The organism is Pseudomonadota bacterium (genome assembly GCA_022572885.1).
Classification (GTDB): Bacteria; Pseudomonadota; Gammaproteobacteria; order Steroidobacterales; family MnTg04; genus MnTg04.
This window is the reverse complement of record JACZVC010000017.1, coordinates 25,001-40,987: the sequence shown is the minus strand read 5'-3', so window position 1 is coordinate 40,987 and position 15,987 is coordinate 25,001. Positions and strand designations below refer to the sequence as shown.

Genomic DNA, 15,987 nt, shown 5'->3' with positions numbered 1-15,987 from the left:
GATCTTGCCAGACTGGTCCAAAGGTCGAATACTAACAGGCTTGGAGCCTGTCAGACTCAGGTGTTCGTCGCGCGGCAGGCCCGTCTCTATGGTAATCACTATGTCTGTCAGGCCAAGCGAAGTAACGACTGTCCACCCGGAGACCGATCGCGGCGAGTTGCAAAGCTTGCTGGATACGCAGCGTCAGGCTTTTGGCCAGCAGCCGATGCCGAGCCACAAAGATCGTGTCGATCGCCTCAACCGCTTGCACCGGGCGCTGGTGGCCCACAAGGAAAAGCTGATCGAAGCGATCGATGCGGATTTTGGCGGCCGCAGCCGGCTGGAAACCGAGTTCGCCGAAATCCTGATGCCGATTCAAAACATTGCTTATCTAAAAAGGCATTTGCGACGCTGGATGAAACCTGAACGCCGCCATGTCGGTTGGTTGATGGCGCCGGCCAGTGCAAGGATTTACTACCAACCGCTGGGTGTAGTCGGCATCGTTTCGCCGTGGAATGTGCCACTGTTTCTCGCGGTTCAGCCGCTGTCGTACGCGCTGGCGGCCGGTAACCGTGTGCTGCTGAAACTGTCGGAAATTACGCCGCATACTTCAGCGGCAACTCGATTCATGCTCGAAGAAGCCTTTGCGGCTGACGAGGTTGCGGTGGTGACCGGGGGCGTGGAAACCGCGCGCCATTTTGTCAGCCTGCCTTTCGATCACTTGTTGTTCACCGGTTCTACCGATGTCGGCCGGGAAGTCATGCGGGCCGCCGCGGAAAACCTGACTCCGGTGACCCTGGAACTGGGCGGCAAGTCGCCGACGATTATTGGCCCCAACGCCGATCTGGAACTCGCCGCCGAACGCATCTGTTTCGGAAAATCGATGAACGCCGGTCAACTTTGCCTGGCTCCCGACTATGTGTACTGCCCGAAAAACCAGCTCGATCAGTTTGCGGCAGCCGTACGCAGACACTGTGCCAGGATGTACCCGTACCTCGATGGCAACCCGGACCACACCTGCATTATTAATGACCGGCACAAGAATCGCCTTGATGCATTGTTGAGTGACGCGACGGCTAAGGGTGCGCGGGTCGAAGTCATCAACCCGAAAAATGAGTTACTGGACGATCGCCGGATGCCGCTGACCCTGGTTTTCGAGGTCAGCGATGAAATGGAAATCATGCGCCAGGAAATTTTCGGGCCCTTGCTGCCGGTGCTGGCCTATGAGGATCTGGAGCAGGTAATCAGCGACATCAACGGGCGGCCACGTCCGCTGGCGCTGTATATTTTCGACCGCGACCGGAAAACGGTCAGGCGGGTGCTTGAGCAAACCCAATCCGGTGGCGCGTGCGTCAATGACACGATTTTTCATATTGGTATCCACGATATGCCGTTCGGCGGCATCGGGAATTCCGGCATGGGCGCGTATCACGGGCGAGAAGGATTTTTGACATTTTCCCATGCAAAAAGCGTTTTCAGCCGGCCGTGGCTGAATAGCGCCCGGCTGGTTTACCCACCACGGCGTAGAATTGCCGACTGGCTGCTCAAGCTTCTTGTCCGGTAGGCATCCGGGTCAGCTGATCCGGCTTGTTTGACGCTGGCTGGCCACTCATAATCTCCGCAATCCTTCTACCCTATGAATTTGCGGCTGCGGGGATTTCGATGTCCTGGGGATCAAAAGTGGTTTTGCTGGTGATGGGGCTCGGCTTTGGTCACGCATCGCTTCCGCAGTCAGTTGTGGATGCTGAATTTAAATTCGACCCATCCTTGTTTTCCAGTACGAGCGATCGACAGGTGGTGTCCCCACGATCTGCCGAGCCGAGCATGGTATTTACCAACCGGGTGATATTGCCGGCAGGCGCCGAGCAGATGTACAACCCCGTTACCGGCTACGTTCAGGGCTGGTGGATGCAGGTGCTAGATGATGGCCCGGCGGGTTTTCTGGCTGGCGCGGGTACGGAGACCGATGTTCAGCACTGGGTTTCGCGGCGCGCGCCCCGGGCCCTTTATCTGAATGCACAATACCGGTTTTTTCCTCACGGCAGCGAAACTCGTCTCGAAGTCAAGGTAACGATCAGTGGGCTCGACCAGAAATGGATGCCAGGGCTGCAAAAAATGATCGATGACTTTCTGCAGACGCGGTTGGTCCCCTACGTTGAAGGTATACACGGAAAAACGACAATGGCAGCGGTGGACTTGCCAGGAACCTGAAATATTTTTGCTCGGCAGTTTTTGTTGCTTGTTGATGGCCGCTTGCATTGTGTAGAGGCAGCCGATAAAAAGGGTAGCTGCGAGCCAGGAAACTCGCGACCGGTTAAGGAAAACAATGAGCGACCTGCAAGCCAAGAACAAGAAGCTCAGGGAACAGCTAGCCGCTTTGACGAGTGAGGCTGAGAAAAACCACGCGATCCGGGAGCGATCGCAGGCCAGGGAACTTGGTCTGTTGCAGGCTGAGTCGCTGCAGGACCTGATGGAGCACATGGTGGCCGGGTTGGCCAATTCTTTTGGACTTAGCAACGTCACTCTTTTGGTGTGCGACCCGCATCATGAAATTCGCCACCTGCTGATGGATAGCATGGACCGTGATGAAGAGCTGCCGGGCGTTATCTATGTCGATACGATGACGGGTCTGGCGCCGCAGTTCACCTCACTGAGCCGACCGTGGCTTGGGCCGTACAACGCCGCCGACCATCAGTTGGTTTTCCCTGATTCCACTCACCTCAAGAGCGTCGCGTTACTGCCGTTGATCCGCCAGGACCGCCTGATGGGGAGTCTGAATTTCGGCACCACCGATGTGACGCGCTTTACGCCGCAGCATGGTGTGGATGTGCTCGCTCACCTGGCGACCATTGCCTCGTTTGCGCTCGAAAACATGGTTAACCGGGCGCGGCTCGTGCGCAGTGGTCTGACCGATGTCCTGACGGGCTGGCACAATCGTCGTTATTTGCAGGATCGTCTGCGAGAGGAGTTGGCCCGTGCGCGGAGAGACAGGTTGGGCCTATGCTGCCTGCTGCTCGATGTCGATCATTTCAAGCGCATAAATGACCAGTTTGGGCATCTTGCCGGTGACCGCGCGTTGCGCGAACTCGCCCAGAGGATTGAAAGCCAGATCCGGGGAAGCGATATGGCCGCGCGCTATGGCGGCGAGGAATTCGTTTTACTGTTGCCCGCGACCGAGGTCGAAGATGCCGTAGACCTGGCGAACCGGATCAGGGCGGCGGTCAGTGAAACACCGATTACCATAGATCCGCATAACGCCGTAACCATTACCGTGTCCATCGGGGTTTCCAGTTGCCTGCCCGATGAGTACGAACAGGACCTGAAAACGGTGGCGGAAGCCTTGCTGGCGGCGGCGGATGTCGCAATGTACAAGGCGAAGTCGGCGGGGCGGGATTGCGTAAAAACCGCTGCTGAGCCCTGAGTGGGAAAATTGCCGATCCGCGTACCCCAAAACGGCCGATGTTTGCTGGTGAAGCCGAAAAAAGTGTTGTAAATACAGTACTTTCATATGATAATGAGAATCATTTGCATTTAGGGCATGGCGAATTCATGAGAACCAACAACGCTTTTTATGTACTGGTGGGAGCTTTGCTGATGGCCGCCTGTACGCCGCCCGCCGATTCATCCCTGGTCGTTTATTCGGCGCGCAACGAGCAGTTGATCAAACCGGTATTTGACCTTTACGAGCAAGAAACGGGCATCAAGATCGATTTCGTAACCGACAAGGCGGAAGTGTTGATGCAACGGCTGGTTGCGGAAGGCAAAAACGGTCCTGCCGACCTGCTGATAACCGTGGACGCGGGTAATCTTTGGCATTCTGCCAGGGAAGGGTTGTTCCAACCGGTCGAATCGTCCGTACTCGAAGCCAATATTCCAGGGCATCTTCGCGATCGCGACCAGCAATGGTTTGGAATCTCTGTGCGCGCAAGAACGATAGTCTACGATCCCGCCGCCGTTTCCCGGGATGAGTTGGTCAATTATTTCGATTTGGCAAAGCCAAAGTGGAAAGGGCGCCTGTGTCTGCGAACCTCGAAGAAAGTCTACAATCAGTCGCTGGTCGCCATGTTGATCGCCCAGTACGGTGAGCAGGAAACCGAGGTGGTCGTGCGAGCTTGGGTCGACAACCTCGCAACGGACGTTTTCTCGGACGATACGCGGTTGATGAAAGCGATATTGGCGGGGCAGTGCCAGCTCGGTGTGGTCAACAGTTACTATTTTGGTCGGTTGCAGAAAGCGCAGCCCGATTTGCCGCTGGCGTTGTTCTGGCCCGCTGCCAGCGACGGTGGTGTCCATGTCAATGTTGCCGGTGCCGGCGTAACCCGTTTTGCACCCCGCCGTGAAAAGGCGGTCGCCTTTCTGGAGTGGCTTTCGCAGCCGGCGGCGCAGGCTGTGTTCGCGAGCGTCGGCATGGAATTTCCCGCCAATCCCGCAGTCGAGCCCGATCCGCTGGTCGTGTCGTGGGGAGCATTCGAAGCCAGCCCGGTTGACGTCGTTTCAGCCGGCGAATTGCAAGCCGATGCTGTCAGGCTAATGGACCGGGCGGGGTACCATTAGCCGGGCTAGAGGTAATTACCACTATGTCGGTGACCCCACGGCCGCATTGGTTGCGTCGATCCTTGCCGGGACCGTGGTTTCTGGTCGCTTTGGCAATCGCGTTGCCGGCGATCCTGGCGGTCGGTGTCATCGCCGGCGCTTTCTTCAACCCGGATACCGAAGTCTGGCCGCATTTGCTTGAATTTGTCCTGCCCCGGGTGTTGAGCAATACCTTCTGGCTGGTTCTAGGCGTCGCCATACTCACGACGATACTGGGTACCGGTCTGGCGTGGCTGACGGCAATTTGCGAATTTCCAGGGCGCGGCGTTTTCGCCTGGGCCCTGTTGCTGCCTCTGGCGATCCCCGGCTATGTGCTGGGTTTCATCGCCATCGGTTTGCTGGAATACGCCGGGCCCGTGCAGGGTTTTTTGCGTGAGTGGCTGGGACCGGGCAGCTGGCTGCCGCCGATACGCTCGCGCGCAGGCATAATCGTGGTGTTGAGTCTGACTCTCTATCCCTATGTGTACCTGGTTGCGCGCAGCGCCTTCCTGACCCAGGGCAAACGGGTGCTTGAAGTGGCCCAGTCGGTTGGTTTCAATGGCGTACAGGGATTTTTCAAGGTAGCGCTGCCGATGGCGCGGCCGTGGATAGCCGGTGGCGTGATGCTGGTTGTCATGGAAACGCTGGCCGATTTCGGGACCGTGGCGGTATTCAATTACGACACGCTGACAACCGCTATCTATCACGCCTGGTTTGGCCTGTTTTCCGTGAGGGCTGCGCTGCAGCTGGCATCGTTCCTGGTGCTGGGGGTCTTTATCGTTGTCGTCGTAGAGCGATGGCTGCGCGACCGGGCACGTTACCATCCGGGAAAATCTCCTCCTGGCGGCCGCATTCGCCTTGGCGTTCGCAATCGCTGGCTGGGTTTCGCTTGTTGCGGGCTGGTCTTGTCGCTGGCTTTCCTCCTGCCGTTTACCCAGCTGCTGATCTGGGCGTGGCGCGATGTCGTCACCGGCGGGCTGGATTTGAGATTCTGGGGTTTTGCCTGGCGCTCGGTCAGCCTGTCGTTGACGGCGGCCGGCACCATTACCGTGGCCGCTTTGTTGTTGAATTACGCGATGCGGCTTGATAAACACCCATTGAGCCACCTGGCTGGCCAGATCGCCACGCTGGGGTACGCGATGCCCGGAACTGTGCTGGCGATAGGTATCTTTGTGCCGCTGGCATTCGTCAACAACCAGCTGCAGGCCATCCTGGATTTCCTGTTCGCGGCCAATGCGCCGCAGCTAACCCTGCAGACCGGTCTTGCCACTATGCTGCTCGCCTATCTGGTGCGCTTTCTGGCGGTCGCTCATCAACCGGTTGCAGCCAATATGCTGCGGATTACCCCGGCAATTGATGAATCGGTTCTGGTACTCGGCGTTTCGGGATGGACATCGTTGCGGCGGGTCCATTTCCCGATGCTCAAGACCGGGCTATTGACCGCTTTTGCGCTGGCTTTCGTTGACCTGATGAAGGAAATGCCGATTACTTTGATGACCCGCCCGTTCGGCTGGGAGACGCTCGCGGTCCGGGTATTCGAAATGACCTCGGAAGGGCAATGGCAGCAGGCCGCATTACCCGCCTGTGCCATTGTGCTGGTAGGCTTGCTGCCGGTCGTGATTTTGACTCGGAGGTCTGAGCATGAGGCTTGAACTGGACAACATCGTTCAGGCGTACCGCAAACGCGAGGTTTTGCAGGGAATCAGCTTTCAGATTGAGCAGGGTGAAATCGGCTGCCTGCTGGGTCCGAGCGGCTGCGGCAAGACCACGGTTCTCAGATGTATCGCCGGTTTTGAACCGGTAATCGCAGGCCAGGTTATTACCGACAACACGGTCATCAGTGGACCGGGATTTACCGTGCCGCCGGAACTCAGGGGCATTGGCATGGTGTTCCAGGACTTCTCTCTCTTGCCGCATCTCAATGTGTTGAACAACGTCGAATTCGGCCTGCATGTTCTGCCGCCAGCCCAGCGGCGCGAACAAGCGCTTGCAACCCTCGCGTCCATGGGGCTGTCAAATACGGTCGAGGTATATCCGCACGAACTGTCCGGGGGCCAGCAGCAGAGGGTTGCCCTGGCTCGTGCGCTTGCCCCAAACCCGAAACTGCTGTTACTGGATGAGCCTTTTTCCAGTCTCGATAGCGAGTTGCGGCACCGGCTCAGCATCGAAGTCCGTGAGCTGCTGAAAGAGCGTGGAACAACGACGCTGATGGTTACCCATGATCAGCAGGAGGCGTTTTCGATCGCCGACAGTATCGGCGTGATGCTGGATGGCCAGTTGATGCAGTGGGACAGCGCGTACCAGCTTTATCACGAGCCCGCCAACCGTTTTGTCGCCGACTTTATCGGCCGTGGCGTTATCGTCAGTGGCCGGGTGGAAGAAGGGGGCATCCGGATAGGGCTCGGATTGCTCAAAGGCGGCAGCGACAAGCTGTCGCCCGGCACGGTAGTTGATGTTTTGCTCAGGCCCGACGATATCATCCATGATGATGACAGCAAGCTGACCGCGCGGGTCTGCCACAAAGAATTTCGCGGGGCGGACATCCTGTACACGCTTTCCCTCGACTGCGGCGATCACTTCTACGCGCTGGTTCCCAGCCATCACAACCATCGTGTCGGAGAACACATCGGGGTGCGTCTTGCAGCGGATCATGTAGTGACTTTTCCAAAGTACGGCGACCAAAAAAATCCGACTTGAGCGGTGGCTGGTATTCAGGTGCCACGCTTCGAATTGAGCAACATCAGGAACAACGGGACGCCAATCAGCGCAGTCAGCGCACCGACCGGTAATTGTCGCGGAGCGACCACGGTTCGCGCCAGGGTATCCGCGACCACCAGCAGTGAACCGCCAAGCAAAGTCGCAGCGGGCAGCACGATGCGGTGATCAGACCCGGCGATCAGCCGGACCAGGTGCGGTACCACCAGGCCAACAAATCCAATGCTGCCCGCGGTCGTTACGGCCGCCGCTGTCAGCAGTGAACTGAGCAGATAAATAGTCACCCGCAGCGGGCCGACTTCGACGCCGAGCAAAGTTGCCTGCTTTTCGCCCCGGGTCAGCAAATTCAGCGGCCGAGCCATGGCCAGGCAGATTGCCAGTACCACGACCAGGAGCGCCATCTGGCCACGCCACTGGCGTACGAAGGAAAAGTCTCCCATCAGCCAAAAAAGCATGCCCCTGAGGCTGCTGTCAGGCCCCAGCGCAAGGATCAGGCTGATCAGGGCGCCCATACCGGCGGCCAAAACGACGCCAACCAGGAGCAGGCGGGTTGGTGTCCAGCCCCCTCCTCTACGGGCCAGTACAAAGACGATCAGCGTGACTGCAAGCGCCCCGGCAAAGGCGTTGCCGCCGATCCAGAAGCCGCCGAGTCCGGCGCTAATAGCCAGCAAGGCGCCGACCGCAGCGCCTCCGGAAACACCCAGGATATATGGGTCGGCCAGCGGGTTGCGCAGCAGGACCTGCATCAGGCAACCTGCCAGGGCGAGCATGCCACCGGTGGTCAGCGCGGCCAGGGCCCTGGGCAGGCGCAGGTCGATGACCAGGGTTCGAGCCAGTTCGTCGGCGCTGCCATCGAGAATTCTCCAGAGGGTCTGTGGCTCGAGAGATACAGAGCCTACCAGCAGCGCAAACAACACGCTGGCCAAAGGAACCAGCGCCATGATGAGGTAAATCCTGGTTCTGGGCGCTGGTTTCAAATGCGAATCTCCGGGGCGGCTGCCGTCTTGGTAAAAAATACAGGCTAAGCCTAAACAACGCGGCGCAGGTGAACAAGCTGCTAGTTATGGACGCCGCCATGTGGAACAATCGCAGCAGTTTCAGTTTTGTCTTCAATGGGTATATGAAGGATTACATAGATTCGGAAGGATTCAGGGCCAACGTAGGAATTGTAATCAGTCGCGATGACGGTCAGGTATTTCTCGGTGGCCGCGTGCGTCAAAAAGGCTGGCAGTTTCCGCAAGGCGGCATTTTGACCGGGGAGTCCGCTGAACAGGCCCTGTTCCGGGAACTCCATGAGGAAGTCGGCCTGACCGACAAGGACGTGAGTATCCTCGGTTGTACGCAAGGGTGGTTGCGCTACCAGTTACCAAAAAAATATCAGCGTAGCCAGAGTCTGCCTCTGTGCGTAGGCCAGAAACAAAAATGGTATTTGCTGAGGCTGTCGAATACCAGCACGCGATTGCGTTTCGATTCTACGGCTCAGCCGGAATTTGATCGCTGGCGGTGGGTCGATTACTGGCAGCCGGTCCGTGAAGTGATTTTTTTCAAGCGGCGGGTGTATGCGCAGGCGCTGACCGAACTCGGACAATTTCTGGGGAAGGACAAGCTTCCCCGGCAACCGGAGTGGATCGAAGAAACTCTGCGGGCGTCCGCTGCCGGCCCGGACTATTCATGAATCGTCCGGCTAAAACGGACGAACGACCGCGAGGATAATAATAAGAATCAAGCCGATCGCCGGCACCTCGTTGAAGACCCTGAGCCACCGTTCGCTGTGCTTGCATTTTTTCTGTGCCAGGTCGCAGTGAATTTTCCAAAGATACCACTGGTAAAGCACCAGGCCGGCGACCAGTGCCAGCTTGATCTGTACCCAGGGCATCTCGAGGTAAAGCGGTTGCAAGGCAAGCAGCCAGAATCCGAAGATAAAAGTCAGCGCGCCGCCGATCGTCATGAGGATAAACAATCGCCGCTCCATGACGATGAAGCGCTGGTGGCCTTCTTCGTCGGTTGCCTGCAAGTGATAGATATAGAGCCTGGCCTGGTAGAAAAGGCCGGCAAACCAGGTAACCATGAAGATCACGTGCATCGCTTTGACCCAGATCATCATACTTCCCCTGTCTCAGACTTTAGCGATGGCCATTATTGTACTGTGAACGTTGCTTGAGCAATAAGAGTAAATACCTTATTGTCGCGGCGCCACCAGGACGAACTGCGGCGCTGCGATGGAGGAACCGGCGGTGGGTAAATCACGTTTGATCGTGAAAAATTATTCACCCCTTCGGTCGCGCCTCAACTGGGCGATCGCGCTGCTCATGTTGTTCGGGGCAATCTGGCTCAGTTTCGAATACGGGCGAATGCAGGCCGGATTTTTTGTTCTTGAGGCGGTGGAGACGGAGAGTGGTCTGCGACAACAGATCGCTGACCTGGGTGTTACTTCCGATGGGCTGAGGCAGAAAGTGGCCGTGCTGGACGCATCGCACCGAATCGACAAAGAGGCGTATTCGCAGGTCGAGGAAAGACTCCTGGAACTTCAGCAAGAACTTGCCGACCGGCAGAAAGACCTGAATTTCTATCGCGGCATCATGGCACCCGAATCGCAGGCGGAAGGGCTGCAGATACAGGAGATGAGTCTGCTGCAGCTTGCCGAGGAAAAATATTTCCGCTTGCACCTGGTCCTGATGCAGGCGGTTAATCACAGCCGCATCGTTTCCGGCCGGGTTCGAATATCTGTCGATGGCGTCCAGGACGGAAAATCCGTGACTCTCGATTTGTCGCAACTGGGCCGGCCGGGCGAGCAGTTTGAGCCCATAGAATTTTCGTTCAGGTATTTCCAGGAGTTCGAGCGAGAACTGGTCTTACCGGAAGGATTTGTCGCGGAACGGATTAACGTGGTGCCGGTGCCAAGCCGGCGGCCGTCGCGAGCCGTGCGTCAGTCTTTTGACTGGCAACCGCAGAACGGTTAATACTTTTACGATGTTCGGGGGAATCAATGTTTGGTCGTAAAAAGAAAAACCCTTCAATCGATACGCTGATCGGTTGCAACAGCCGCGTTGAGGGCGATATAAGGTTCGGCGGCGGCTTTCATGTCGATGGTTATATCAAAGGCAACGTAAAGGCGGCCGCCGAAACGATATCGATAGTCAGCATCAGCGAACGCGGGGTTATTGAAGGAACCGTCAGCGCGCCGGAAATCGTGCTAAACGGAACGATTATTGGTGACGTGGTTGCAGGGAATCGCATCGTGCTCGGGCCGAATGCGAAGGTTAACGGCAACGTGTATTACAATCTGATAGAAATGTCGATTGGCGCCGAGGTCAATGGTAAGCTGATCCACCGGCCGGGCACGACCACGCCTTTGCTGGCGTATCAGAAGAAGGTCAGCGATGCCTCTTGAAAAACGGGCATCGGAGGCCTATAAAGAACCTGTACAGACTGTGGTATTGAGATGACAGCAGAAACAGCGGTATTGATATTTACAGACTCGGCCGCCATGAAGGTCGGGGAGCTGATCCGTGAAGAGGACAACCCGGATCTGAAACTTCGCGTCTATGTGGCCGGCGGCGGCTGTTCGGGTTTTCAATACGGCTTTACTTTTGACGAGACCGTGGAAGACGGCGACACCAGGATAGAAAACTGCGGTGTAACCTTGCTGATAGATCCATTGAGCGTTCAGTATCTGGCTGGCGCCGAAATCGATTACAACGAGGATCTCCAAGGCGCACAGTTCGTAATCAGAAATCCCAATGCGAGCAGCACCTGTGGTTGCGGCTCATCCTTTTCGGTCTGACAGACAGGCGGCTAGACCGAATAAATACCACCCAGTATCGCGGCCTTGCTCGAACCGGTGATCGCAGGCAGATCTATCGGCCTTCCCGCGATGGTTTCCTTGGCCAGCCAGGCGAAGACGGCCGCCTCGACCCAACCCGGATTCAGGCCGTATTCCGCAGTCGTCGATACGCTACGTCCTTGCAGATGCGCCCGTAATCTTTTCATCAAGTGGAGGTTTTTGCCGCCTCCGCCGCAGATCAAAACCCGTGTACTGTCCGCCGCATGGTCGCGAACCGCATTGCCGATAGCGCTCGCGGTCAATTCCGCCAGCGTCGCCTGTACATCCTGCAGGCGCGGCGATTGCTCCAGCTTGCTGATCAGCCCGTCGACCCAGGCCAGGTGGAACGTCTCGCGGCCCGTGCTTTTCGGCGGAGACTTCGCAAAGAAGTCATGCGCGAGCATGGAATCCAGCAGTTCCTGGATAACCGTCCCACTGGTGGCCCATTCGCCGTCACAGTCGAATTTTTGATCCCGATGACGCCTGCACCAGGCATCCATCAATACGTTACCCGGGCCCGCATCAAAGCCATGGACCGTCTCCTCGGTTGGTAACAGCGTCAGGTTGGATATACCACCGATGTTGACCACAACCCGGTATTCATCGGCGCTGGCGAAAACAACCCGGTGAAAGGCCGGGGCCAGCGGCGCTCCCTGGCCACCGAGCGCGATATCCATGCGCCTGAAATCAGCCACTGTTTTGATCCCGGTTTTCGCGGCGATGATGTTTGGATCGCCCATTTGCCAGGTGAACCCGTTTTCGCCTGGCTGGTGCCACAGTGTCTGTCCATGACTGCCGATCGCGACCACGGCGCTGGCATCGATGGCCGCTTTCGTGATCAGCCGGGTGGCAGTACTGGCAAAGCATTCTCCCAGTTCCCGGTCGAGTTTGCCGAGTACTCTGAGGTCAGCCTGGTCCGGGTACTCGAATAAGCGGAGCAGCTCTTTTCGAAGGTTCGCCGGCAGCTCATGGCTTTCCGTGCTGATTAATGTTGGCAGCTCGTTATCGAAAGAAAGCAGCGCGGCGTCTATCGCATCGAGGCTGGTACCCGACAGCAAACCGATATAAAGGCTGGAACCCATCTGTGGCTCAGGGAACGGCCGCGATAGCGACCTGTGATCGCCTGACTGTATCCAGTTGCGCCAGCAGCCCGCCAGTCTGCTGAAAAAAAGCGTCGTGCTGGTCTTCGGCAATCGGCGCCGCCTTTGGCAAGGAAACCGTACGAGGATTTCGGTGTACGCCATTCAATCGATATTCATAGTGCAGGTGCGGTGCAGTCGCGAGGCCTGTTTTGCCGACATAGCCGATTACCTGGCCTTGCTTCACGCGGCGGCCAATTCTGGCCTGTCTCGCGAATCTGGACAGATGTCCATAAAGGGTCGTGATGTTGCCACCGTGCTGCAAGATAATGGTGTTGCCATAACCGCCTTTTTTGCCTCGGTGAATGACTTTACCATCACCCGCAGCCTTGACCCGGGTTCCGCTGGGCGCGGCATAATCCACGCCCTTGTGTGCCCGTACCACATTTAGTATCGGGTGACGGCGCCTGGGATTGAATCTCGAGCTGACCCGTGAAAAATCAACCGGCGCCCGGATAAAGGCTTTGCGCACCGAGTGGCCATCGGGTGTGTAGTAATCAGCCTTTCCCGAACTGTCCACGTAGCGGAGCGCGCGATATGAATCGCCGTTATTAATGAACTCTGCAGCCTGGATTTCGCCATCGCGCAGGAACTCGCCTTCCTGCCAGATTTCCTCATAGATGACGACAAAGCGGTCTCCCCGCCGGATATCGAGAACGAAATCGATGTCCCACGCAAATATGCCTGCCAGATTCATGATTACCTTGTCGGCAACGTTGGCCTGCTTACCCGCTTCAAAAAGTGAACTGTCTATTGTTCCGTGACGATAGGCGAGCCTGTTTTCGATCGGGTGGTCGATCTTCTGCAGTGCGAATCCCTGTTCATCGCGGACTACGCGAACCGTGGTGGTTTCATTAACCCTGCGCTCGAGGCTCTGCAGATCGCCATTGTTATGCGTAACTTCGAATCGATCACCGGGTTTGATGTCGCGCAACATCGATCTCGCCGCAGACAGATCGAGCAATGCCATCAGATCGGCCCGCCTGAGATTGTGCCTGCCAAATAACCCATCCAGCGTGTCTCCGCTTTTGACCGTCAGGGTCAGCTTTTCGCCGGTAGCGCTGATTCGGGTGCCTGTTTCCGGGTTGCTCACCAATGGGAAGTCTTTGTGGAGGATGGCTGCCACAGTGAGCCGCTGGTCATTCTCATAAGTCGAAACAGCGGGGCCGGCAGCGGGAAGCAACAGGGGCAGGGTCAGGACGTGGTCGCCGGATCGATTTGCGACGATGCGGGTCAGCGATTCAGAAATATCGGCTGGTTCTGTTTCGGCAGGAGCGAAAAGCATCATTGCAACACCGATCGACACAGCGAGACCGGTGGCAAACCAGAGCAGCCGAAAAGAAACACCTGACGCGGGGGAGACAAATTTGTAGTCGTGCCTTAACTGGCTGGGTATTCGGTCCACTTGTGGCCCCGGATGTTCGCTGCGGCTAACACTAACGGGACTTTCGAGAAGCGTCAAATTCATCAAAATTCATCCAGCGGCGGCTTTGCCGGCTGCCAGTCCGGCAAAAAAAAAGACAGGCGGTGCAACTGGGTTGCACCAGCCCTATAATCGCCTGATGCCTTCAGTCAAAGAACAAATGGAAGTCATTCAACGAGGGGCAGATGAGGTCATCGTTGAGAAAGAACTTGAGAAACGCCTGCGAGCGGGTGGCAAGCTGCGGGTGAAAGCCGGGTTCGATCCGACGGCGCCCGATCTGCACATCGGGCACACCGTACTGATCAACAAGATGCGCCAGTTCCAGCAGTTGGGGCACGAGGTAATATTCCTGATCGGCGATTTTACTGGAATGATTGGCGACCCGACCGGCAAGAACGCGACCCGGCCTGCATTGAGCCGGGACGAGATTCTCGAAAACGCGAAGACCTATCAGGACCAGGTGTTCAGGATTCTCGATCCTGACCAGACCAGAATCATGTTTAACTCGACCTGGATGAGCGAAATGTCGGCCGCCGATCTGATTCAATTGGCGGGTAAACATACGGTGGCGCGGATGTTGGAAAGGGACGATTTCAGCAAACGCTACAAAGACGGCCGTGCCATTTCCATTCACGAGTTCCTGTACCCGCTGGTTCAAGGCTATGACTCGATCGCGATGAAAGCCGATGTCGAACTGGGCGGCACCGATCAGAAATTCAATTTACTGGTTGGCAGGCAACTGCAGCAAGCGTACGGGCAGCAACCCCAGATCGTTGTCACCATGCCTTTGCTCGAGGGGCTCGATGGTGTCCAGAAGATGTCCAAATCGCTGGGTAACTATGTCGGCATAACGGACCCGCCCGCCGAAATGTTTGGCAAGCTGATGTCGGTTTCCGATGATTTGATGTGGCGTTATTTTGAATTACTCAGCTTTCGCAGTACCGCGGATTTAGCCGCTTTGCAGAAGGCCGCCGACAACGGCCGGAATCCGCGCGATATCAAGATCGAGCTTGCCATGGAAATCATAGAACGATTTCACGATCGCGCGGCGGCGGAAAAGGCAAGGGATGATTTTGTCGCCAGGTTTAGCCGCGGCGAAATACCGGACGAAATGACCGAGTGCGAACTGGCGACCGAAGATGGCGAGCTCGGCATCGCCAATGTGCTGCGCGGCGCCGGGCTGACCGCCAGCAACTCGGAAGGGTTCCGTATGCTCAAGCAGGGCGCGGTCCAGGTGGACGGCGCCAAGGTTACGGACCGCGATCTGGCGCTGAAAGCAGGCGCCACCTACATTATCCAGGTCGGCAAACGAAAGTTTGCCAAGGTCAGCTTGGCCCCCTAGGCGAGCAAACGGCCACTTTTGTTTGCCGCTTGAGTCGGTATGTGTTAGTCCTAACGTAAATACTGACGGAACCTGGATTCTATGGCTGTACCGGCACTGGATAAACTCAACGAGTTGACCCTGGGCTCCTTGCTGAGGCGGGTGACCGATCGGCTCTACGCCAGTATTGACGAGGTCTACAAGGACAATGGCATCGATATTAATGCGGCGTCTTTCCCGGTCCTGCACGTACTGGCTGAGCAAGCGCTGGCGGTAACGGAAATCGCTGATCGTATCGGGCAGAGCCATTCGGCCGTTAGCCAGATCAGCAAACGCCTGGCAAGAAAAGGCTACCTGGAGCACACCATCGTTGAGAGCGATCGCCGGCAGCGACAATTATCACTGACCGACAAAGGCCGGGCGGCGATACGCGAGCTAAGGCCGGTTTGGGCGGCGATCGTGCATATCCTGAGCCAGTATATTTCCGCAACCGGGCACGACCTGCTCGCGGCGCTCAGAAACTTTGAAAGCGTTTTGACAGAGCACAGCTTTGTCGATGATGTACGGGCCGTGGCGAAACGGACCAAGGCAGACGCGGTCGAAATATTCGATTTCCAGCCTGAGTTCAAAGCGGCGTTTCTCGAACTGAACACGGAGTGGCTGCAAAAGTATTTTTATGTCGAGGAAATGGATCAGCACATCCTGTCTGATCCGCAAAAACACATTCTGGACCCCGGTGGCGCTATTTTCTATGCACGCTACATGGGCGAGATCGTCGGCACCTGTGCGCTGATTTACCAGCAGAATGGCGCCTATGAGATCAGCAAAATGGCGGTGACCGTACACAGCCAGGGCCTGGGTATCGGGCGGCGCCTGCTCGAGGAATCAATTATGCGCTACCACCGGCTTGGCGGTACCTACCTGTACCTTGAATCAAGCAGCCGGTTGTTGCCGGCCATCCACTTGTATGAGTCCGCGGGTTTTGTCCATGAGAGGCGGCCGCAAAGGTCGCCAT

At 57.0% G+C, this 15,987-nt stretch carries 16 protein-coding genes (1 of these 16 running past the window's edge); 12 read left to right on the top strand and 4 right to left on the bottom strand.

All coding sequences use genetic code 11. The annotated features are described in order from the left end of the window. Nucleotides 1-100 precede the first annotated feature (100 nt). The 6 genes from IIA05_07885 (at nucleotide 101) to IIA05_07860 (ending at nucleotide 7,248) form a co-directional block, all read left to right on the top strand. Entirely contained in the window at nucleotides 101-1,543 is a 1,443-nt protein-coding gene (locus tag IIA05_07885; GenBank protein MCH9027017.1) for a coniferyl aldehyde dehydrogenase, read from the top strand. Nucleotides 1,544-1,641: 98 nt separating this feature from the next. Next, on the top strand, nucleotides 1,642-2,190 hold the full coding sequence (locus IIA05_07880) for a hypothetical protein (GenBank protein ID MCH9027016.1): 549 nt from the start codon (nucleotides 1,642-1,644) through the stop codon (nucleotides 2,188-2,190). Nucleotides 2,191-2,305: 115 nt separating this feature from the next. Then, nucleotides 2,306-3,400, top strand: a complete 1,095-nt coding sequence (locus IIA05_07875) for a sensor domain-containing diguanylate cyclase (protein ID MCH9027015.1) — start codon at nucleotides 2,306-2,308, stop codon at nucleotides 3,398-3,400. 128 nt (nucleotides 3,401-3,528) lie between these two features. After that, entirely contained in the window at nucleotides 3,529-4,533 is a 1,005-nt protein-coding gene (locus tag IIA05_07870) for an extracellular solute-binding protein (GenBank protein MCH9027014.1), read from the top strand. Between the two features lie 23 nt (nucleotides 4,534-4,556). Next, nucleotides 4,557-6,203, top strand: a complete 1,647-nt coding sequence (locus IIA05_07865) for an iron ABC transporter permease (protein MCH9027013.1) — start codon at nucleotides 4,557-4,559, stop codon at nucleotides 6,201-6,203. After that, nucleotides 6,193-7,248, top strand: a complete 1,056-nt coding sequence (locus IIA05_07860; protein MCH9027012.1) for an ABC transporter ATP-binding protein — start codon at nucleotides 6,193-6,195, stop codon at nucleotides 7,246-7,248. Before IIA05_07865 ends, IIA05_07860 begins: the two co-directional genes overlap by 11 nt. A 14-nt stretch (nucleotides 7,249-7,262) precedes the next feature. On the opposite strand, the gene IIA05_07855 is transcribed toward IIA05_07860, so the two are convergent. Beyond that, entirely contained in the window at nucleotides 7,263-8,207 is a 945-nt protein-coding gene (locus tag IIA05_07855; protein ID MCH9027011.1) for an iron ABC transporter permease, read from the bottom strand. Between the two features lie 179 nt (nucleotides 8,208-8,386). Between IIA05_07855 and IIA05_07850 the strand changes: the two genes are divergently transcribed. Then, the gene (locus tag IIA05_07850) at nucleotides 8,387-8,941 is read left to right on the top strand and encodes an RNA pyrophosphohydrolase (GenBank protein MCH9027010.1); all 555 of its coding nucleotides are present in this window, start codon (nucleotides 8,387-8,389) and stop codon (nucleotides 8,939-8,941) included. Between the two features lie 9 nt (nucleotides 8,942-8,950). On the opposite strand, the gene IIA05_07845 is transcribed toward IIA05_07850, so the two are convergent. Then, nucleotides 8,951-9,370 carry a CopD family protein gene (locus IIA05_07845; GenBank protein MCH9027009.1) on the bottom strand — a complete coding sequence of 140 codons (420 nt, stop codon included), beginning with the start codon at nucleotides 9,368-9,370 and terminating at the stop codon, nucleotides 8,951-8,953. A 130-nt stretch (nucleotides 9,371-9,500) separates the two neighbouring features. Here IIA05_07845 and IIA05_07840 point away from each other — a divergent pair, with 130 nt between their 5' ends. Genes IIA05_07840 through erpA form a run of 3 tightly spaced genes read left to right on the top strand, consistent with a single transcriptional unit; the run spans nucleotide 9,501 to nucleotide 11,050 of the window. Further along, complete coding sequence (locus IIA05_07840; GenBank protein MCH9027008.1) at nucleotides 9,501-10,226, top strand: hypothetical protein; 726 nt, start codon at nucleotides 9,501-9,503, stop codon at nucleotides 10,224-10,226. Between the two features lie 26 nt (nucleotides 10,227-10,252). Beyond that, nucleotides 10,253-10,657, top strand: a complete 405-nt coding sequence (locus IIA05_07835) for a polymer-forming cytoskeletal protein (GenBank protein MCH9027007.1) — start codon at nucleotides 10,253-10,255, stop codon at nucleotides 10,655-10,657. 51 nt (nucleotides 10,658-10,708) lie between these two features. After that, entirely contained in the window at nucleotides 10,709-11,050 is a 342-nt protein-coding gene (gene erpA / locus IIA05_07830) for an iron-sulfur cluster insertion protein ErpA (GenBank protein ID MCH9027006.1), read from the top strand. An 11-nt stretch (nucleotides 11,051-11,061) separates the two neighbouring features. On the opposite strand, the gene IIA05_07825 is transcribed toward erpA, so the two are convergent. Next, nucleotides 11,062-12,171: an anhydro-N-acetylmuramic acid kinase gene (locus IIA05_07825; protein ID MCH9027005.1), complete on the bottom strand. Its 1,110-nt coding sequence runs from the start codon at nucleotides 12,169-12,171 to the stop codon at nucleotides 11,062-11,064. Between the two features lie 7 nt (nucleotides 12,172-12,178). Beyond that, nucleotides 12,179-13,633, bottom strand: coding sequence for a peptidoglycan DD-metalloendopeptidase family protein (locus IIA05_07820; GenBank protein ID MCH9027004.1), 1,455 nt, complete (start codon nucleotides 13,631-13,633; stop codon nucleotides 12,179-12,181). 157 nt (nucleotides 13,634-13,790) lie between these two features. Between IIA05_07820 and IIA05_07815 the strand changes: the two genes are divergently transcribed. Beyond that, on the top strand, nucleotides 13,791-14,993 hold the full coding sequence (locus IIA05_07815; GenBank protein ID MCH9027003.1) for a tyrosine--tRNA ligase: 1,203 nt from the start codon (nucleotides 13,791-13,793) through the stop codon (nucleotides 14,991-14,993). An 81-nt stretch (nucleotides 14,994-15,074) separates the two neighbouring features. Next, on the top strand, nucleotides 15,075-15,987 hold the 5' portion of the coding sequence (locus IIA05_07810; protein MCH9027002.1) for a bifunctional helix-turn-helix transcriptional regulator/GNAT family N-acetyltransferase. Its footprint extends 62 nt past the window's final position; the window shows 913 of its 975 coding nt (coding positions 1-913); its start codon is at nucleotides 15,075-15,077; its stop codon lies off the right edge, out of view.

Excerpts from the sequence above, each read along its gene's own strand:
- IIA05_07885 (MCH9027017.1), top strand. The coding sequence starts at position 101 with ATGTCTGTCAGGCCAAGCGAAGTAACGACTGTCCACCCGGAGACCGAT.
- IIA05_07880 (MCH9027016.1), top strand. The coding sequence starts at position 1,642 with ATGTCCTGGGGATCAAAAGTGGTTTTGCTGGTGATGGGGCTCGGCTTT.
- IIA05_07875 (MCH9027015.1), top strand. The coding sequence starts at position 2,306 with ATGAGCGACCTGCAAGCCAAGAACAAGAAGCTCAGGGAACAGCTAGCC.
- IIA05_07870 (MCH9027014.1), top strand. The coding sequence starts at position 3,529 with ATGAGAACCAACAACGCTTTTTATGTACTGGTGGGAGCTTTGCTGATG.
- IIA05_07865 (MCH9027013.1), top strand. The coding sequence starts at position 4,557 with ATGTCGGTGACCCCACGGCCGCATTGGTTGCGTCGATCCTTGCCGGGA.
- IIA05_07860 (MCH9027012.1), top strand. The coding sequence starts at position 6,193 with ATGAGGCTTGAACTGGACAACATCGTTCAGGCGTACCGCAAACGCGAG.
- IIA05_07855 (MCH9027011.1), bottom strand. The coding sequence starts at position 8,207 with ATGGCGCTGGTTCCTTTGGCCAGCGTGTTGTTTGCGCTGCTGGTAGGC.
- IIA05_07850 (MCH9027010.1), top strand. The coding sequence starts at position 8,387 with ATGAAGGATTACATAGATTCGGAAGGATTCAGGGCCAACGTAGGAATT.
- IIA05_07845 (MCH9027009.1), bottom strand. The coding sequence starts at position 9,370 with ATGATGATCTGGGTCAAAGCGATGCACGTGATCTTCATGGTTACCTGG.
- IIA05_07835 (MCH9027007.1), top strand. The coding sequence starts at position 10,253 with ATGTTTGGTCGTAAAAAGAAAAACCCTTCAATCGATACGCTGATCGGT.
- erpA (MCH9027006.1), top strand. The coding sequence starts at position 10,709 with ATGACAGCAGAAACAGCGGTATTGATATTTACAGACTCGGCCGCCATG.
- IIA05_07825 (MCH9027005.1), bottom strand. The coding sequence starts at position 12,171 with ATGGGTTCCAGCCTTTATATCGGTTTGCTGTCGGGTACCAGCCTCGAT.
- IIA05_07815 (MCH9027003.1), top strand. The coding sequence starts at position 13,791 with ATGCCTTCAGTCAAAGAACAAATGGAAGTCATTCAACGAGGGGCAGAT.